General features: G+C 72.8%; 14 protein-coding genes and 1 rRNA gene. 8 read left to right on the top strand and 7 right to left on the bottom strand.

The annotated features are described in order from the left end of the window. Positions 1 to 165: 165 nt before the first annotated feature. A 5S ribosomal RNA gene (rrf, locus tag ACZ3ZD_RS15965) occupies positions 166 to 282 on the top strand. A 91-nt stretch (positions 283 to 373) separates the two neighbouring features. Here rrf and ACZ3ZD_RS15960 read toward each other — a convergent pair. From ACZ3ZD_RS15960 to ACZ3ZD_RS15940, 5 genes are read right to left on the bottom strand one after another with little or no spacing between them, the layout of a single operon-like run. After that, the gene (locus ACZ3ZD_RS15960; protein ID WP_467397176.1) at positions 374 to 1,684 is read right to left on the bottom strand and encodes a DUF58 domain-containing protein; all 1,311 of its coding nucleotides are present in this window, start codon (positions 1,682 to 1,684) and stop codon (positions 374 to 376) included. Continuing rightward, a complete protein-coding gene (locus ACZ3ZD_RS15955; protein WP_467397219.1) occupies positions 1,684 to 2,673 on the bottom strand; it encodes an AAA family ATPase in 990 nt (329 codons plus the stop codon). Before ACZ3ZD_RS15955 ends, ACZ3ZD_RS15960 begins: the two co-directional genes overlap by 1 nt. Continuing rightward, positions 2,673 to 3,869: a DUF4350 domain-containing protein gene (locus tag ACZ3ZD_RS15950; RefSeq protein ID WP_467397173.1), complete on the bottom strand. Its 1,197-nt coding sequence runs from the start codon at positions 3,867 to 3,869 to the stop codon at positions 2,673 to 2,675. The genes ACZ3ZD_RS15955 and ACZ3ZD_RS15950 overlap by 1 nt, the downstream gene beginning before the upstream one ends. Beyond that, positions 3,866 to 4,654, bottom strand: a complete 789-nt coding sequence (locus ACZ3ZD_RS15945) for a DUF4129 domain-containing protein (protein ID WP_467397171.1) — start codon at positions 4,652 to 4,654, stop codon at positions 3,866 to 3,868. Before ACZ3ZD_RS15945 ends, ACZ3ZD_RS15950 begins: the two co-directional genes overlap by 4 nt. Before the next feature lie 4 nt (positions 4,655 to 4,658). Then, positions 4,659 to 6,020 carry a glycerophosphoryl diester phosphodiesterase membrane domain-containing protein gene (locus tag ACZ3ZD_RS15940; RefSeq protein ID WP_467397169.1) on the bottom strand — a complete coding sequence of 454 codons (1,362 nt, stop codon included), beginning with the start codon at positions 6,018 to 6,020 and terminating at the stop codon, positions 4,659 to 4,661. A 140-nt stretch (positions 6,021 to 6,160) separates the two neighbouring features. Between ACZ3ZD_RS15940 and mtnA the strand changes: the two genes are divergently transcribed. The 7 genes from mtnA (at position 6,161) to ACZ3ZD_RS15905 (ending at position 14,980) form a co-directional block, all read left to right on the top strand. Further along, positions 6,161 to 7,312, top strand: coding sequence for an S-methyl-5-thioribose-1-phosphate isomerase (gene mtnA, locus ACZ3ZD_RS15935; RefSeq protein ID WP_467397167.1), 1,152 nt, complete (start codon positions 6,161 to 6,163; stop codon positions 7,310 to 7,312). Positions 7,313 to 7,429: 117 nt separating this feature from the next. Next, positions 7,430 to 8,119, top strand: a complete 690-nt coding sequence (mtrA, locus tag ACZ3ZD_RS15930; protein ID WP_187279108.1) for a two-component system response regulator MtrA — start codon at positions 7,430 to 7,432, stop codon at positions 8,117 to 8,119. A 1-nt stretch (position 8,120) separates the two neighbouring features. Continuing rightward, on the top strand, positions 8,121 to 10,226 hold the full coding sequence (mtrB, locus tag ACZ3ZD_RS15925; protein WP_467397165.1) for an MtrAB system histidine kinase MtrB: 2,106 nt from the start codon (positions 8,121 to 8,123) through the stop codon (positions 10,224 to 10,226). A 4-nt stretch (positions 10,227 to 10,230) separates the two neighbouring features. Beyond that, positions 10,231 to 12,048, top strand: coding sequence for an LpqB family beta-propeller domain-containing protein (locus ACZ3ZD_RS15920; RefSeq protein ID WP_467397163.1), 1,818 nt, complete (start codon positions 10,231 to 10,233; stop codon positions 12,046 to 12,048). 101 nt (positions 12,049 to 12,149) lie between these two features. Continuing rightward, a complete protein-coding gene (locus tag ACZ3ZD_RS15915; protein WP_467397160.1) occupies positions 12,150 to 13,025 on the top strand; it encodes a ComF family protein in 876 nt (291 codons plus the stop codon). 313 nt (positions 13,026 to 13,338) lie between these two features. Then, the gene (hpf, locus tag ACZ3ZD_RS15910; RefSeq protein WP_467397158.1) at positions 13,339 to 14,031 is read left to right on the top strand and encodes a ribosome hibernation-promoting factor, HPF/YfiA family; all 693 of its coding nucleotides are present in this window, start codon (positions 13,339 to 13,341) and stop codon (positions 14,029 to 14,031) included. A gap of 202 nt (positions 14,032 to 14,233) precedes the next feature. Then, on the top strand, positions 14,234 to 14,980 hold the full coding sequence (locus tag ACZ3ZD_RS15905) for a response regulator (RefSeq protein WP_467397156.1): 747 nt from the start codon (positions 14,234 to 14,236) through the stop codon (positions 14,978 to 14,980). Between the two features lie 22 nt (positions 14,981 to 15,002). On the opposite strand, the gene ACZ3ZD_RS15900 is transcribed toward ACZ3ZD_RS15905, so the two are convergent. Both ACZ3ZD_RS15900 and ACZ3ZD_RS15895 read right to left on the bottom strand, forming a co-directional pair. Next, entirely contained in the window at positions 15,003 to 16,178 is a 1,176-nt protein-coding gene (locus ACZ3ZD_RS15900; RefSeq protein ID WP_467397154.1) for a winged helix-turn-helix domain-containing protein, read from the bottom strand. Positions 16,179 to 16,246: 68 nt separating this feature from the next. Then, a complete protein-coding gene (locus ACZ3ZD_RS15895; RefSeq protein WP_467397151.1) occupies positions 16,247 to 16,816 on the bottom strand; it encodes a GNAT family N-acetyltransferase in 570 nt (189 codons plus the stop codon). Positions 16,817 to 17,018: the final 202 nt, after the last annotated feature.

Here is a 17,018-nt window from a genome sequence, read left to right as displayed (position 1 = left end):
GTTGATAGGCCGGATCTGGAAGCACGGTAACGTGTGGAGGTGACCGGTACTAATAGGCCGAGGGCTTGTCCTCAGTTGCTCGCGTCCACTGTGTTGGTTCTGAAACCACGAACGGCCCCATGCCAGGTCACGGTATGGTGCGGCAGATTCACAGTTTCATAGTGTTTCGGTGGTCATAGCGTGAGGGAAACGCCCGGTTACATTCCGAACCCGGAAGCTAAGCCTCACAGCGCCGATGGTACTGCAGGGGGGACCCTGTGGGAGAGTAGGACACCGCCGAACAATTCTTGAAGAAAACCCCCGCACTCCGGTGCGGGGGTTTTCTGCGTTCAGGGCCTTTTGCGCCCCGGACGGAAGGGCGCGGAAAAGCCACTCACAGTCGACCCGCCGCTTTCAGGGCCAGATAAGCGTCCGCCAGGGCCGGCGCCAGATCGTCCGGAGTCGCGTCGACCACCGTCACCCCATGACGACGCAGCTGTTCCGCTGTGCGGCGACGCTCGCTCTGTGCCTGGGCCGCTGCTGCCGCCTCGTACACGGCCTCCGCGGTGCCCCGGCCCTGCGCCATGCGGGCAAGATGCGGATCGGCTACCGAGGCGACCAGGACAGTGTGGCGTTGGGTGAGTTGGGGGAGCACGGGCAGCAGGCCCTGCTCGACCGGTGCCGCGTCCAGCGTCGTGAGGAGCACGATCAGGGATCGCCGGGGTGCGGTGCGCAGCGCGGTGGCGGTGAGACCACGTGCGTCGGTCTCGACCAGTTCCGGTTCCAGTGCGGCCATCGCGTTGACCAGCGAGGGCAGCACATCGCCTGCCGAGCGGCCCTGCACCAGGGCGCGTACCCGGCGGTCGTAAGCGAGCAGGGCGACGCGGTCGCCGGCGCGGGAGGCGAGGGCCGCCAGCAGCAGGGCCGCGTCCATGGAGGCGTCCAGGCGCGGGGCGCCGCCCACGCGGCCGGCGGAGGTACGGCCGGTGTCCAGGACCAGGAGAATGTGCCGGTCGCGTTCCGGGCGCCAGGTGCGGACGGCGACGGCGGACTGCCGGGCCGTGGCGCGCCAGTCGATCGAGCGGGTGTCGTCTCCGGGGACGTACTCGCGCAGGCTGTCGAACTCCGTTCCCTCGCCGCGGGTCAGCACGCTGGTGCGGCCGTCGAGTTCACGCAATCGGGCGAGTTTCGACGGCAGGTGCTTTCGGCTGGTGAAAGAGGGCAGAACACGTAGCGTCCAGGGCACTTTGTGGGTGCCCTGGCGGGAGAACAGGCCGAGGGGGCCGTAGGAGCGGATCGTGACGCGGTCGGCCTGGCGATCGCCGCGGCGGGTGGGGCGCAGCCGGGTCGTCACGCGTCGGCGTTCGCCCGGGGGAACGGTCAGCCGGTGCCGGGAGGCCTCGACCTCGGTGCCCGGCTGCCAGCTGCTCGGAGGCCAGGCGTCCCGGACCCGGGCCCGCAGCGGGCGGGAGCTGGGGTTGGTGATCGTGAGCGTGACGTCGGCGGTGTCACCGAGGCGGGTGGAGGTGTCGCCGGAGCGGTCCAGCAGGAGACGGCGTACCGGTGCGGCCAGTGCGTAGTCGCAGGCGCAGGCGAGCGCCAGGGGGCCGTTCACCGCGAGGATGCCCGTCCAGCCCGGTTCCAGGATGCCGACGGGGATTGAGCCGAGAGCCGCGAGCAGGGCGGCGCGTCCGGTGAGCGCCATCAGCGGGGGACCGGGACGTGGGCGAGGATGGCGTTGACGACCGCGTCGGCGGTCACGCCCTCCATCTCGGCCTCCGGGCGCAGTTGGACGCGGTGGCGCAGCGTGGGCAGGGCGAGGGCCTTCACGTCGTCGGGGATGACGTAGTCGCGGCCGGTCAGCCAGGCCCAGGCGCGTGAGGTGGCGAGAAGGGCCGTGGCGCCCCGCGGGGAGACGCCCAGGGTGAGAGAGGGCGACTCGCGGGTGGCGCGGCAGATGTCCACGACGTAAGCGGTGATCTCGGGGGACACGGTGGTCTTGGCGACCGCGGCGCGGGCCGCCTCCAGGTCGGCGGGCCCGGCGACGGGGCGTACGCCGGCGGCGCGCAGGTCGCGCGGGTCGAAGCCGGAGGCGTGCCGGGTGAGGACGTCGATCTCGTCCTGGCGGGACGGCAGAGGGATCGTCAGCTTGAGCAGGAACCGGTCGAGTTGGGCTTCGGGGAGGGGATAGGTGCCCTCGTACTCGACCGGGTTCTGGGTGGCGGCGACGAGGAACGGCTCGGGCAGCGGGCGTGCGGTGCCGTCGACGGTGACCTGGCGTTCCTCCATGGCCTCCAGGAGGGACGACTGGGTCTTGGGCGGGGTGCGGTTGATCTCGTCGGCGAGGAGGAGGTTGGTGAAGACCGGGCCGGGCTGGAAGGAGAACTCGGCTGTGCGGGTGTCGTAGAAGAGGGAGCCGGTGATGTCGCTGGGCATCAGGTCCGGGGTGAACTGGACGCGTTTGGTGTCGAGTTCGAGGGCGGATGCGACGGCGCGGACGAGCAGTGTCTTGGCGACCCCGGGGACTCCTTCCAGCAGGACGTGTCCGCGGCACAGGAGGGCGACGACGAGGCCGGTCACGGCGGGGTCCTGGCCGACCACGGCTTTGGCGATCTCGGCGCGCAGGGCTTCCAGGGAGGCGCGTGCGGTGCCCGCGTCTCCGCTCTGCCCGGCGTTGTCAGTGGTCGGGTCCATCATGAATGGCGTACCTCTCTTTCGAGGGCGTCGAGTTGGTCGGTGAGTGCGATGAGGGCCGCGTCGTCGCCGGGTGGCGGCCCGAAGAGGAGGGGGTGCAGGGTCTGTCCGTCGCCGGAGAGGTGGGCGGACAGGGCGGGGAGCAGGGCCTCGGGCGCGTGCGCCTGGGTGACGGGGACGCCCACGAGGGGGGCGAGGCGGGTGCGGGTGGCGGCGCGCAGAGCGGCGGCGGCGCGGTCGCGGGCGTTGGCCTTGTGGTAGAGGCGGGCGCGGCCTTCGGTGGTCTCCGAGGCGCGGATCGCGACGGGGAGTTTCTCGGACACGAGCGGGCCGAAGCGGCGGCCCCGCCAGAAGGCGGCGAGTGCCGCCGCGATGAAGAGCTGGAGGGTGGCCCAGAGCCATCCCGAGGGGAGCAGGTCGAGGAAGTTCTTCCGCTCACCGCTTTCGGCGGTGGCGGTGTCGGACAGCGAGGGGAGGTACCAGACCAGATGGGGGCGGGAGCCGAGGAGTTGAAGGGCGAGCGAGGCGTTGCCCTGCTCGTCGAGGCGGTCGTTGTAGAGGATGTCGGGCGCGCCGAGCACGACGGTGTCGCCGCCTCCGGCGGCTGCGGGGATGCGCAGCAGGGTGGCGAGGCGTTCGCTGGGGTAGCAGCGGTCGGCGTCGAGGTGGGTGGTGGTGTAGCGGATGCCGCCGGTGTCGGCGGTGCCCGCGCGCCGGGCTTCGGGCAGGGCGCAGGCCGGGGCGAGCGTCTCGTCGCCGCTGGTGGCGGGGTCCGCGGTGACCCCGGGGGCGAGCCGTTCGACGGACCAGCCGTCGGCCGCGACCAGGATGGTCCGCCCGCCGGAGGTCGCCGTCGCCGTGTGCAACTCGGCCTGTTGACGGTGGGTCAACCGGTCGGGTACGGCGACCAGCACGGTGGTGTCCGGGCCGGCGGCGGCGCGGGCCGCGTCGAGCGAGGTGACCACGCGGGTGGAGACGCCCCGCTCGGCGAGGAGCCGGGCGACGGCGCGGCTTCCGTAGGGGTCGGCGGAGCGCGGGTCCAGTTCCCCGTGCCGCGCGGTGGAGCCTACGGCGGCCATGGCGACGGCGGCGGCCAGGAGCAGGACGACGGCGAGCGTGATACCGCGTGTCCGGGTCCACAGTTGGCGGCCGGTCGGTGCGGTGGAGGTGGTCGTCGGAGGTGCCGCGGTGGTCACTCGGCCGCCCCCTGGCGGGCGCTGTACGCCGTGCTGGTGGCGCTGGCGGGGCTGTGGGCGAGGGTCGGTCTGGTGCGTTCCAGGGCGCGGTCGAGTTCGGCGAGCCGGTGGTACGACTGCTCGTCCGCCCTGCGTCCGCCATATGTGACGTCGTCGAACTCGCGGGCGGCGGCGCGCAGTCGGTCCGTGTGCGCGGGGAGGACGCGGCCGGCCTCGGCGGCTGCCTCGTCGGCGGTGCGGCCGGGGCGTGTGTCGAGCAGTGCCCGTTCCTCCAGGGAGCGGACGACGGCCCGCATGCGCTCCTGGACGGCCTGGTTCCAGTGGCCCTGGGCCGCGTGTGCGTCGCCGGCCGCGCGGTGTTCGGCGGCGCTGCGGGGGCGGTCGTCGAACAGGACGGCGGCGGAGGCCGGTTGGCGGCGGGGGGTGCCCAGGCGCCACCACAGGGCGGCCAGGACGGCGACGACGAACAGGATGACGACGAGCAGGCCGACCGTGCCGCCGGGGGTCGCCGAGGCGGCCGCGCCGAACAGCCGGCCGACCCACTCCCAGAACGCGTTCAGGGCGCGCTGGAGCAGGCTGGGATCGTTCTCGTGGTACATCCGCTTGGCCAGCTCGCGCCGGGCCGCCTCGCGGGCGGGGTCACGCGGGATCGTCACCGGGGGCTCGTCTCCCGAGCCGCCGGCCGTGAGCACGGCCCGGTCCGACAGGCGCAGCAGTTGCCGGAGAAGCGAGGAGGCGGCGCCGGGTGGGGCCGCCTCCGTGAGCACTGCCCCCGTGAGGCTCACCGCATCAGCTCCTGGGGATGTGGCCGGGGGCGCCGGGGCCGTACCCCTGGACACCGGCGGCGCGGGCCAGTTCGAGGTCGAGGGCCTCGCGGCGGATGCGCAGGTCGATGTAGAGGAGCACGGCGACGCCGGCGCTGATCGGAAGGGTGAGCGTGGTGCCGATCAGGGAGCCGATCCCCCGGATGATCAGGAACGCCCAGCCGACGTGTTCGCCGTTGGTGCCGAGGAAGCTGTCCATGCCGTCGCCGCTGACGGCGGTCCCGATGAGGGCGAACGGGATGGTGATGACCGCCGAGACGATGTTGGCGATGAGCGCGGCGAGGAGTTGGATGCCGAGGACGCGCCACCAGGAGCCGCGTACGAGCTTGGCGGAGCGGCCCATGGACGTGGTGATGCCCTGGCGCTCCAGCATCAGGGCGGGGGCGGCCAGGCAGTAACGGATGGCCAGCCAGATCGCGACGACGCCGCCCGCGAGCATGCCGAGGGCGAGCAGCGCGGCTCCGCCGGCGTCGCTGCCGCCCGCGACCAGAACGAGGATGCCGGGCACGGCGCCGGCGACGACCACGCCGACGACGATCAGGCCGAGCAGGATGAGCAGCCCGGCCAGCTTCGGGATCTGGGGGCGGGCCTCACGCCAGGCTTCGCCGGTGCTGACCGGCTTGCCGAGGACGGCGCGGCTGGTGATGGTCGTGAGCAGGGCGGTCGCGATGATGACGGCGGCCGCGGAGATCACCGTGACGATGCCGCTTCCGATCATGGACTCGCGCAGGGTGCGGTACATGTCGTCGGGGGTGGGCGTCCGGCCGTCGAGCCGGGCGCCGGCGAGGGCGTCGTCGAGGAGGAGGCCCTGGACGAGGACGAGGCAGATCTCCGTGACCGCGGCGACGGCCAGCGAGATGCCGAGGACCGTGCGCCAGTAGGTGCGCATGGTGGACACGGCGCCGTCCAGGATCTCGCCGACGCCGAGCGGGCGCAGCGGGATGACACCGGGCTTGGCCGCGGGAGGGGGTCCGCCCCAGCCGCCGCCCCAGGCGGGGCCGCCGTAACCGCCGGGGCCGGGTGGCGGGCCGCCGTAGCCGCCGGGGCCCGGGCCGCCGGGCTGCCGGCCGCCCCAGCCGGGGCCGGGCGGCGGGGGCGGCGGGACCTGGTGGGGGCTGGGGGCACCGGTGGGCGCCGACCACTGGCCGGGTGGCGGCTGCTCCTTGGACCATTTCCCGCCTGGGCCCTGCGGGTCCGTGCCCGGCTGGGGCGCGGGTCCGGTGGGGCCGGGGCGGTCGGCGGGCTCGGTGGGGCCGGTCGCACCGGGTTCCCCACCCTTGGACGACGGGGCGGATCCGGGCGAGGCCCAGCCCGGAGTGTCTGTCATCGAAGCTCCTTCTCGGTGCCCGTCCGCGGTCGCGGCGGCAGGTTGGCAGCCATCGTGCCATGGGCTGGTCACCGGGGGATCGGCCGCGGTCGGAGCCGGACTCCTTCAATTGTCCGCCGGATCCGGGGCAGACTGACGGCATGGCTGATCAGCAGGAGCGAACCAGCGGGGACAAGCGGCCGACCGGGATACCAGCGATCCGATGGGAGGAGCCACCAGAAGGCCCCGTGCTGGTCCTTCTCGATCAGACGAGGCTCCCGGCCGAAGAGGTCGAGTTGGTGTGCACGGACGCGGCGGCGCTGGTGGAGGCGATCCGTTCGCTCGCCGTGCGCGGGGCGCCGCTGCTCGGGATCGCGGGGGCGTACGGCGTCGCGCTCGCCGCCGCGCGGGGCTTCGACGTGGCCGAGGCGGCCCGGGCGCTCCAGGAGGCCAGGCCCACCGCGGTGAACCTGTCCGTCGGGGTGCGCCGGGCCGAGGCCGCGCACCGGGCGGCGCTGGCCGAGACCGGTGACCCCACCGCGGCGGCGGTGGCGGCGCTGGCCGCGGCGCGGGCGCTGCACCAGGAGGACGCCGAGGCCAGCGGCCGGATGGCGGCCCATGGTCTGGCGCTGCTGGACGAGCTGCTGCCCGGCGGCGGGCACCGGATCCTCACCCACTGCAACACCGGTTCGCTGGTGTCGGGCGGGGAGGGCACGGCCTTCGCGGTGGCCCTGGCGGCGCACCGGGCGGGGCGGCTGCGGCGGCTGTGGGTGGACGAGACGCGTCCGCTGCTGCAGGGCGCTCGCCTGACGGCGTACGAAGCGGCCCGCAGCGGCATGGCGTACACGCTGCTCACGGACAACGCGGCGGGTTCGCTGTTCGCGGCGGGCGAGGTGGACGCGGTGCTGGTAGGGGCGGACCGGATCGCGGCCGACGGCTCGGTGGCGAACAAGGTGGGGAGCTATCCGCTCGCGGTGCTCGCCCGGTACCACCACGTGCCGTTCATCGTGGTGGCGCCGGTGACGACGGTCGACCTGGGCACGCCCGACGGGGCGTCCATCGAGGTCGAGCAGCGCCCCGGTTTCGAGGTGACCGAGGTCGCGGCACCGCAGACGCCGGTGACGGGTGCCGGTGGCGGGGTGCCGGTGGCGCCGCTGGGGACGCAGGCGTACAACCCGGCGTTCGACGTGACGCCGCCCGAGCTGGTGACGGCGTTGGTCACCGAGGAGGGGGCCGTCTCCCCCGTGACGGCCGAGGCCCTGGCGGAGATGTGTGTCAGGTCGTCGGCCGGGGTGTCGCCGACGGCGCGGTGAGAGCCGCATCGGCATCGTCTCCGGTGGACGGGGGCAGACAGTGACGGCTCCGTACGACTATCGTCACGGGCCAGTGAGCCTGCTCACCTGCACCTCTGCCGTCGTTACGAGAATGGGATGATGTCGTTTATGAAGGGACGAGTCCTTGTCGTCGACGACGACACAGCACTGGCCGAGATGCTCGGGATCGTGCTGCGTGGTGAAGGTTTTGAGCCGTCTTTCGTAGCCGACGGCGACAAGGCGCTGGCCGCTTTCCGTGAGTCCAAGCCCGACCTGGTGCTGCTCGACCTGATGCTGCCCGGACGGGACGGCATCGAGGTCTGCCGGCTGATCCGGGCGGAGTCCGGGGTGCCGATCGTGATGCTCACGGCGAAGAGCGACACCGTCGATGTCGTCGTGGGCCTGGAGTCGGGCGCCGATGACTACATCGTCAAGCCGTTCAAGCCGAAGGAGCTGGTGGCCCGGATCCGGGCGCGGCTGCGCAGGTCGGAGGAGCCGGCGCCGGAGCAGCTGACCATCGGTGACCTGGTCATCGATGTGGCCGGCCACTCGGTGAAGCGGGACGGGCAGTCGATAGCGCTGACCCCGCTGGAGTTCGACCTTTTGGTCGCGCTCGCGCGCAAGCCGTGGCAGGTGTTCACCCGCGAGGTGCTGCTCGAGCAGGTGTGGGGCTACCGGCACGCGGCCGACACGCGGCTCGTCAACGTGCACGTCCAGCGGCTGCGCTCCAAGGTCGAGAAGGACCCGGAGCGGCCGGAGATCGTGGTGACCGTCCGTGGTGTCGGTTACAAGGCCGGGCCGAGCTGACATGTCCGGGGACAGTGCCGCTTCGGCCCCCGGCGGTTCCGGGGCCCGTCCGGGGCGGCCTGTCGGCCGTCCGGCGGCGGGTGCGCGCTTCCGGGCCCTGTTCCACGGCGGGCTGGTGAACGGCGGGGTCCAGGGCAGCCCGGTGCTGCGGCTGTTCCTGCGCTGGGTGCGCCGTCCGCTGCTGCCGGTGATGCGGCTGTGGCGGCGCAACATCCAGCTCAGGGTCGTCGCCACCACCCTGCTGATGTCGCTGGGCGTCGTCCTGCTGCTGGGCTTCGTCGTGATCGGGCAGGTGCGCAACGGCCTGCTGGACGCGAAGGTGAAGGCGTCGCAGAGCCAGGCCACGGGCGGGTTCGCGGTGGCCAAGCAGAAGGCCGACGAGGCGGCCAGCGGCGCGGTCGCGGCCACCGGTGACGGGACGTCGACCGCGGACGGACGGCAGTCGGAGACCGTCATCCCGTGGATGAGCGACCTCGTGGAGTCGCTGTCCAGCGGTGGCGCGGGCGCCTTCGAGGTGGTCACGCTGCCCGTGGGCGACGACGGTGGCGGCGGGCGCAGCCCGCGCGGCTCCGGGAACGTCAATCCGACCTCCAGCGTGCCCACGGCCCTGCGCGAGCGGGTCAACAGCGGTACGACGGCCGTTCAGAGCAACACGCGGATCATCTACGACGGCAGGGAATCGCAGCCGGGCCTCGCCATCGGCAAGCAGGTCAGCGACCCCAACGGCCGCCCGTACGAGCTGTACTTCCTCTTCCCGCTCACGCAGGAGGAGAAGTCCCTGAGCCTGGTCAAGGGCACCCTGGCCACGGCCGGACTGTTCGTCGTCGTCCTGCTCGGCGCCATCGCCTGGCTGGTGGTGCGGCAGGTCGTCACGCCGGTGCGGATGGCGGCCGGGATCGCGGAGCGGCTGTCCGCCGGGCGGCTGCAGGAGCGGATGAAGGTCACCGGCGAGGACGACATCGCCCGTCTGGGCGAGGCCTTCAACAAGATGGCGCAGAACCTCCAGGTCAAGATCCAGCAGCTGGAGGACCTGTCGCGGATGCAGCGGCGGTTCGTCTCCGATGTCTCGCACGAGCTGCGTACCCCGCTGACCACCGTCCGGATGGCCGCCGACGTCATCCACGAGGCGCGCGAGGACTTCGACCCGGTGACCGCCCGGTCGGCCGAGCTGCTCGCCGACCAGCTGGACCGGTTCGAGTCGCTGCTCGCGGACCTGCTGGAGATCAGCCGTTTCGACGCCGGCGCGGCGGCGCTGGAGGCGGAGCCGATCGACCTCAGGGAGGTCGTACGGCGGGTGGTGAGCGGTGCCGAACCGCTCGCCGAGCGCAAGGGCTCGCACATACGGGTGGTCGGCGACCAGCAGCCCGTCGTCGCCGAGGCTGACGCCCGGCGGGTGGAGCGCGTCCTGCGCAACCTGGTCGTGAACGCCGTCGAGCACGGCGACGGCAAGGACGTCGTGGTCCGGCTCGCCGCGGCGGGCGGGGCCGTGGCCGTCGCGGTCCGGGACTACGGCGTCGGGCTGAAGCCCGGTGAGGCGACCCGCGTCTTCAGCCGCTTCTGGCGGGCCGACCCGGCACGCGCGCGTACCACCGGCGGTACCGGCCTCGGCCTGTCGATCGCCCTGGAGGACGCGCGGCTGCACGGCGGGTGGCTGCAGGCCTGGGGCGAGCCCGGCGGCGGCTCCCAGTTCCGGCTGACGCTGCCCAGGACCGCGGACGAGCCGCTGCGCGGGTCGCCGATACCGCTGGAGCCCAAGGACTCACGCCGCAACCGCGGCCTGGCCGACGCCGGTACGCCCCGCGGGGGCGAGGAGAAGCGGGCCACCGTCCCGGTGCAGCCGGCCGGCGCGCAGGCGCCCGCGCTGCCGCCGAGGACACCGATCGCACCGCGGCTCACCGATGCCACCCCCGCCGCCGACCCGACCGCCCTGCCCGGCAACGGCAACGGCGCGCGCGTGGTGCCCCGGACCACCGGTGGCACCCGGCGTCCGGGCGACGGGACCCCCGCACGTCCCGCGCCCGAGGCGCCCGCAGCGCGGGGGGACGGGCCGGACACGGCCGAAACGAAGGACTCGACGGAGCCAGGGGAGGCTTTTCGTGGTCGCTGACCGCATGGGGGGTGCACGGCGGCGGCCGGCGCGCGCGGTGGCGTACGCCGCCTTGGGTGTCGTCCTGCTGGCCGGGTGTGCCTCGATGCCCGACAGCGGGGACCTGCGGGACGTGGAGTCCACGCCGCGGCAGGACACCGGTGTGCGGGTGTTCGCCATGCCGCCGGCCGACGGCGCCGGTCCGGGCGAGATCATGCAGGGCTTCCTGGAGGCCCTGACCAGCGACGACCCGGGATACGACACGGCCCGCAAGTACCTGACGGACGACACGGCGGCCAAGTGGCGCCCGGAGCGGTCGACCACCGTCCTCGCGAACGGGCCGACCATCGAGACCGACTGCCGCCCGGGCGGCCGGGAGGAGACCAACAGCGTCACCTGTGTGCTGGCCGGCACCCGGGTCGCCACGGTCGACGCGCAGCAGGCCTACCAGCCCGCCGACGGCTCCTACCGCAAGAAGCTGCACCTCACGAAGAACCCCAAGAGCGGGCAGTGGCGGATCGACGGGCTGCCCGACGGCGTTGTCATGGGCAAGTCGGATTTCCAGCGGAACTACACGCCCGTCGACAAGTACTACTTCGCCTCCCACACGGCGGTCGGGGCGAGCGGGCAGCCGGTGGCGGTCGCCGACCCGGTGTTCGTGCGCAGCAAGGTGGACCCGATGACCCAGATGGTCCGCTCGCTGCTGAAGGGGCCCACCACCTGGCTCGGGCCGGTGGTCAGGTCCAGCTTCCCGACCGGTACGGCGCTGCGGAAGGGCGTGTCCGGGCTGGCACCGGACGACCAGAACAGGCTGACGGTGCCGCTGAACCTCAGGCCGTCGCAGGTCGCCGCGGGCAAGTGCACCGAGATGGCGACACAGGTGCTGTTCACCCTGCGGAACCTGGCGCCGACGCTGGAGGCCGTCGAGCTGCGCGGGACCGGCGGCGACCGGCTGTGCGAACTGACCGAGGAGCGCGCCGAGTCGGCCGCTTGGCACGGTTCGTCCAAGCACCCCGACTACCTGTACTTCCTCGACGGCAAACACCGGGCGGTACGGATGCAGGCCGGGAGCACCGGCACCGGGTCCGTGCCGGTGCCGGGCCCGCTGGGCGAGAGCGGCAAGGGGCTGCGCGCGGTCGCGGTGTCGCGGGACGAGCACACCGCGGCCGGGGTCGCCGACGAGGGCAGGTCGCTGTACGTCACACCGCTGGCGGCGGGCGGTTCGCTCGGCGAGCCGCCGGTGACCAGCGACGGCCCGACGCCCGCCGAGCGGCTGACCACGCCGAGCTGGGACGCCCGCGGCGATCTGTGGGTGGCCGACCGTGATCCGCACCGGTCGGGGCTGTTCGAGCTGGCGCAGGGCGCCACCAAGGCGGAGCGGGTGGCCCTGCCAAACCTGCCCGGCCGGATCGAGGACGCCCGGGTGGCCGCGGACGGGACGCGGATCGCGCTGGTCGTGGCGAAGGACGACAAGCAGTCCCTGTTCATCGGCCGGATCCAGCGCGACGACGGCACCGGGCAGGGCATCTCCGTCGACGGGCTGCGGTCGGCGGCGCCGGACCTGGAGCAGGTCAGCGCCATCTCCTGGGCCGGGGACAGCAGACTGCTCGTCGTCGGCCAGGAGCAGGGCGGCGTGCAGCAGATGCGGTACGTCCAGGTCGACGGCTCCACGCTCGACGGACCGGCGCCGGGCGCGCTCACCAGCGTCAAGGCGATCGCCGCGTCCGAGGACGAGCGGGTGCCGCTGGTGGCCTACTCGGAGGACGGGATCGTACGACTGCCGTCCGGGGCCCAGTGGCAGAAGGTCGACAAGGACGGGACCGCGCCGGTCTATCCGGGCTGACAGCCGCGCTGTCCGCCGTGTCCGGGCCGGCTCCCCGGTTGTCCACAGGGCGTTGTCCACAGGGGTGGCAGGCCGGGTGCGGCGTTGGCACAGTGGTGGTCATGCGGGGGTGGTGGCAGGACCTCACCGACCTGGTGCTGCCGGCCGACTGCGCGGGCTGCGGTGCACCTCGTACGGTGCTCTGCGCGCGGTGCCGGGCCATGCTCGGCGCGGGGGCGCCGCGGCGGGTGCGGCCGGTGCCGGAGCCGGCCGGGCTTCCGGTGGTGCACGCGGTGGCTCCCTACGCGGCGGAGGTGCGCGCGCTGCTGCTCGCGCACAAGGAACGCGGCGCGCTGGTCCTCGCGGGGGTGCTGGGCAGGGCGCTTGCGGGGGCCGTCCGGGCAGGCCTCGGCATAGGAGCAGGCGGAGGCGGTGACGGGCCGGCCGGTGGGCCGGGACGCGCGTCGGTGCTGCTGGTTCCCGTGCCCTCGGCCCGGTGGGCGGTGCGTGCGCGGGGGCACGATCCGGTGCGGCGGATGGCGCTCGCTGCGGCCGGGGAGCTGCGGCGCACCGGGACACCGGCCCGGGTGACGGCCGTGCTGCGCCAGCGGCGGGCGGTGGCGGACCAGGCGGGGCTGGACGCCCGGCAGCGCCTGGAGAACCTCGCCGGGGCGCTGGAAGTGCGGCCGGGCGGCGGCCGGTTGCTCGGCGCGGGCAGCGTGGTGCTCGTCGACGACCTCATGACGACCGGCGCCAGTCTCGCGGAGGCGGCGCGGGCCCTGCGGGAGGGGGAGGTGTACCGGCCCGATCGCGGGACGGTCGTGTATGAGGCGATAACCCGGGAAGGTAGGGAGGAACGACGGATCGGTGCCCGACAGGAGAGGAGCGAGTGGGTGCATAGTGCACGGGAAAAGGTGGTCCCGAACACCGTCGGCCGCATGCTCCGCGCCGCGGTGATCGCCGCTCCTCGCGATTCTTTCGGAATAAACAGGAACTGAACGTCAACTTGCGTCGTTGCAGGTGGTGAGAGCCTCTATTCACCTGAACGGAGGTACGCCGCAGTAGAGGGTGACGACATCCGTCCGGGCGAGATATGTTCGGGTGTGAGGAAAGGCGCAGGCCAGGCCTCGCATATCCGAATGCCGTGCTGCGGGTTTTTCCGTAATCACCCGCACCGGTGGGGTGCAGATCTCGCCCATGGGGGAGGAGGAGGTGGAAGTCACCGAGTCCGAGGTCCGGTGATCACCGGACCGGGTGCGAAAGGGAGATGCTCCGCCGACGCGGCGGAGCGATCCGGGAACGGAGTTCTGCGTGGACATCGTCGTCAAGGGCCGCAAGACCGAGGTGCCCGAGCGGTTCCGCAAGCACGTGGCCGAGAAGCTGAAGCTGGAGAAGATCCAGAGGCTCGATGCCAAGGTGATCAGCCTCGACGTCGAGGTGTCCAAGGAGCCGAACCCCCGACAGGCCGACCGCTGTGACCGAGTGGAGATCACGCTCCGCTCCCGCGGGCCGGTGATCCGGGCGGAGGCAGCGGCCAGCGATCCGTACGCGGCGCTCGACCTGGCGGCGGAGAAGCTGGATGCCCGGCTGCGCAAGCAGCACGACAAGCGGTTCTCGCGCCGAGGCTCGCGCCGGATCTCGGCGGCAGAGGTCCCCGACCACGTCCCGGACGCGGCGACACTGAACGGCAACGGCCTCCCCGTTCACGAAGAGGACGCGGACGGAGTGCCGACCAGGAAGATCGGCTCGCTGGAGGTCAAGGGCGAAGGCCCCCTCGTCGTCCGCGAGAAGACGCACGTCGCCGCTCCGATGAGCCTCGACCAGGCCCTCTACGAGATGGAACTGGTCGGCCACGACTTCTACTTGTTCGTCGACTCCGAGACGAAGGAACCGAGCGTCGTCTACCGGCGACACGCCTACGACTACGGCGTGATCCACCTCAGCACGGACCCGATGGTCACCCAGGCGCAGGCTCCCGCGGCGGGTGGCACGCTGGGCGGCTGACCGCCCGACCGAAGCCGAGCCGGTGCCCCTGGAGCGTGTGTGCGCCCCCAGGGGCACCGGTGTGCGACCACTTCGCGCCCCGCACGTCACCTCCGGGCCGTCCGGGCATGGAATCATGGCCGCACCGGCCCAACCGGTGGGCCGCTGCCTTGGGTTGGCGATGGCACAGGATCACAGGCCACAGCCTTCAGGGGGAGGAACGATGGCGGACACCTTCGGACCGATGCGGGACGGGGATGCCGACGACGATGTCGTCGGCATGGACCCGGACGCGGGCCCGTCGCGCAAGGAGCCGATCAGGGTCCTGGTCGTGGACGACCACGCCCTCTTCCGGCGCGGCCTGGAGATCGTGCTCGCGGCCGAGGAGGACATCCAGGTCGTCGGCGAGGCGGGCGACGGGGCCGAGGCCGTCGACAAGGCCGCCGACCTGCTGCCCGACATCGTGCTGATGGACGTCCGCATGCCCAAGCGCGGCGGGATCGAGGCCTGCACCTCCATCAAGGAGGTCGCCCCCAGCGCCAAGATCATCATGCTGACGATCAGCGACGAGGAGGCCGACCTCTACGAAGCGATCAAGGCGGGCGCGACCGGATACCTCCTCAAGGAGATCTCGACCGACGAGGTGGCCACCGCCATTCGCGCGGTGGCCGACGGGCAGTCGCAGATCAGCCCCTCGATGGCGTCGAAACTCCTCACCGAGTTCAAGTCGATGATCCAGCGCACTGACGAGCGCCGGCTGGTGCCCGCGCCCCGGCTGACCGACCGGGAGCTGGAGGTCCTCAAACTCGTCGCCACGGGCTTGAACAACCGGGACATCGCCAAGGAGTTGTTCATCTCCGAGAACACCGTGAAGAACCACGTCCGCAACATCCTGGAGAAGCTGCAGCTGCACTCCCGGATGGAGGCCGTGGTCTACGCGATGCGGGAGAAGATCCTGGAGATCCGCTAGCGCCCGGCCGGTCCGGCGTCGCCTATCCGAGGAGGCCGGCGAGTTCCCGGGTGAGGGGCTCGCGCAGTGCGGGTGCCTCCACGCGCTCGACGCGGACGTCCGTGCAGTTCACCCAGGTCGCCGCCTCGACCAGGGCCTGGGCGACCGCCGGGACCGCCTTCGGGCCGTCCAGGGTGACCTGCTTGGCCACCAGTGTCCGGCCCTCCCGGGCCGGGTCGACCCGCCCGACCAGTCGGCCGCCGGCGAGCACCGGCATCGCGAAGTAGCCGTGCACCCGCTTGGGCTTGGGGACGTACGCCTCCAGCCGGTGGCTGAAGCCGAAGATCCGCTCCGTGCGCGCCCGCTCCCAGACCAGCGAGTCGAACGGCGACAGCAGCGTGGTGCGGTGCCGGCCGCGCGGCGGTGTCGCGAGGGCCGCGGGGTCCGCCCAGGCGGGCCTGCCCCAGCCCTCGACATCGACCGGCACCAGACCCGAGTCCGCTATCACCGCGTCGACCTGCTCGGCCTTGAGGCGGTGGTAGTCGGCGATGTCCGCGCGCGTGCCGACGCCCAGCGACTCGCCCGCCAGCCGGACCAGACGGCGCAGGCACTCGGTGTCGTCCAGCTCGTCGTGCAGCAGCGCCGTGGGGACCGCGCGCTCGGCGAGGTCGTACACCCGCTTCCAGCCGCGCCGCTCCACGCACACCACCTCGCCGTACATCAGCGCACGCTCCACGGCGACCTTCGTGCCCGACCAGTCCCACCAGTCGTTCGTCTTCTTCGCGCCGCCCAGTTCCGTGGCGGTCAGCGGGCCCTCCGTGCGCAGCTGCTTGACGACCTGGTCGTAGGCGCCGTCGGGGAGGTCGTGGTGCCAGTGGGGGCGGTCGCGGTAGGCACGGCGGCGGAAGGCGAAGTGCGGCCACTCCTCGATGGGGAGGATGCAGGCCGCGTGCGACCAGTACTCGAAGGCGTGGGTGTCCGTCCAGTACGCGCCCTCCACGGCCGTGCGGCCGACCGCGCCCAGGCGCGCGTACGGCACGAGTTCGTGGGAGCGGGCGAGCACCGAGATCGTGTCGAGCTGGACCGCGCCGAGGTGGCGCAGCACCCCGCGCACGCCCGCGCGTCGGTCGGGCGCGCCGAGCAGGCCCTGGGCCCGCAGGGCGATCCGGCGGGCGTCGTCCGCGGTGAGGGTGGTGGTGGGGCGCGGAAGGGTCGTCATGCTTCGGACGATAGAGGGTGCCACTGACAGCCGTCGGCCCTCCGCGCGTCCCGCGCGGCGGGCCGTGCTCAGGAGCGCGCGGGCAGGTACGGGGCCGTCGACGGCAGGCCCAGGTCCGAGGGGAGCAGGGAGCCGACCCAGCAGTCCCGGCGCACCCCCTTGTTGTTGACGCCGGAGCGCAGGGTGCCCTCGACGGTGAAGCCCGCGCGTTCCGCCACCGCGCGGGAGGCGTGGTTGCCGACCTCGGCCCGCCACTCGACGCGGTCGACACCGACCTCGGTGAAGATCCACCGGCAGGCGGTGAGCGTGGCCTCCACGACATACCCGCGGCCGCGGTGCTCCTTGGCCGCCCAGAAGCCGACCTCGGCGGTGCCCAGCGAGCGCATCGTGAGGGCGAGCATGCCGGCCAGTTCGCCGCCGGCGAGGAAGACGCCGAAGGTGAACATCGAGCCCTGCGCCCAGCCCTCGGGGACGAGCTGCTCCGTGAAGCCGATCGCGTGCTCGGGCAGGTAGGGCGAGGGGACCGTCGTCCAGCGCTGGATGTCGGGGTCCTGCGCGGCCTGGTACACCGCGTCGGTGTCGGCGGGGCCGACCGCGCGCAGCAGGAGGCGGTCCGTGGTGAGGGTGACGGGTTCCATCGCCCGATTCTGCTCGGCACGTCCGTCCCGGGCCATGTATTTTCGCCCTGCGTGAGCGCGTGATCACATTTCGCGTAATTCCTCGTGCGGAAGCGGCACTATCCGGACCGGCCGTCCGTTGTCCCGGGTGAAGCCGGCCGTCGGCACGCCAGGCCTCCCGGCGCGGCCGGGTCCTCGCATACGATGGCCGTTGCTCAGTACG

The sequence above is a fragment of the Streptomyces sp. NPDC023481 genome (genome assembly GCF_055560195.1).
The sequence above is the reverse complement of the archived record's forward strand: the minus strand, read 5'-3'. Positions and strand labels throughout refer to the sequence as shown.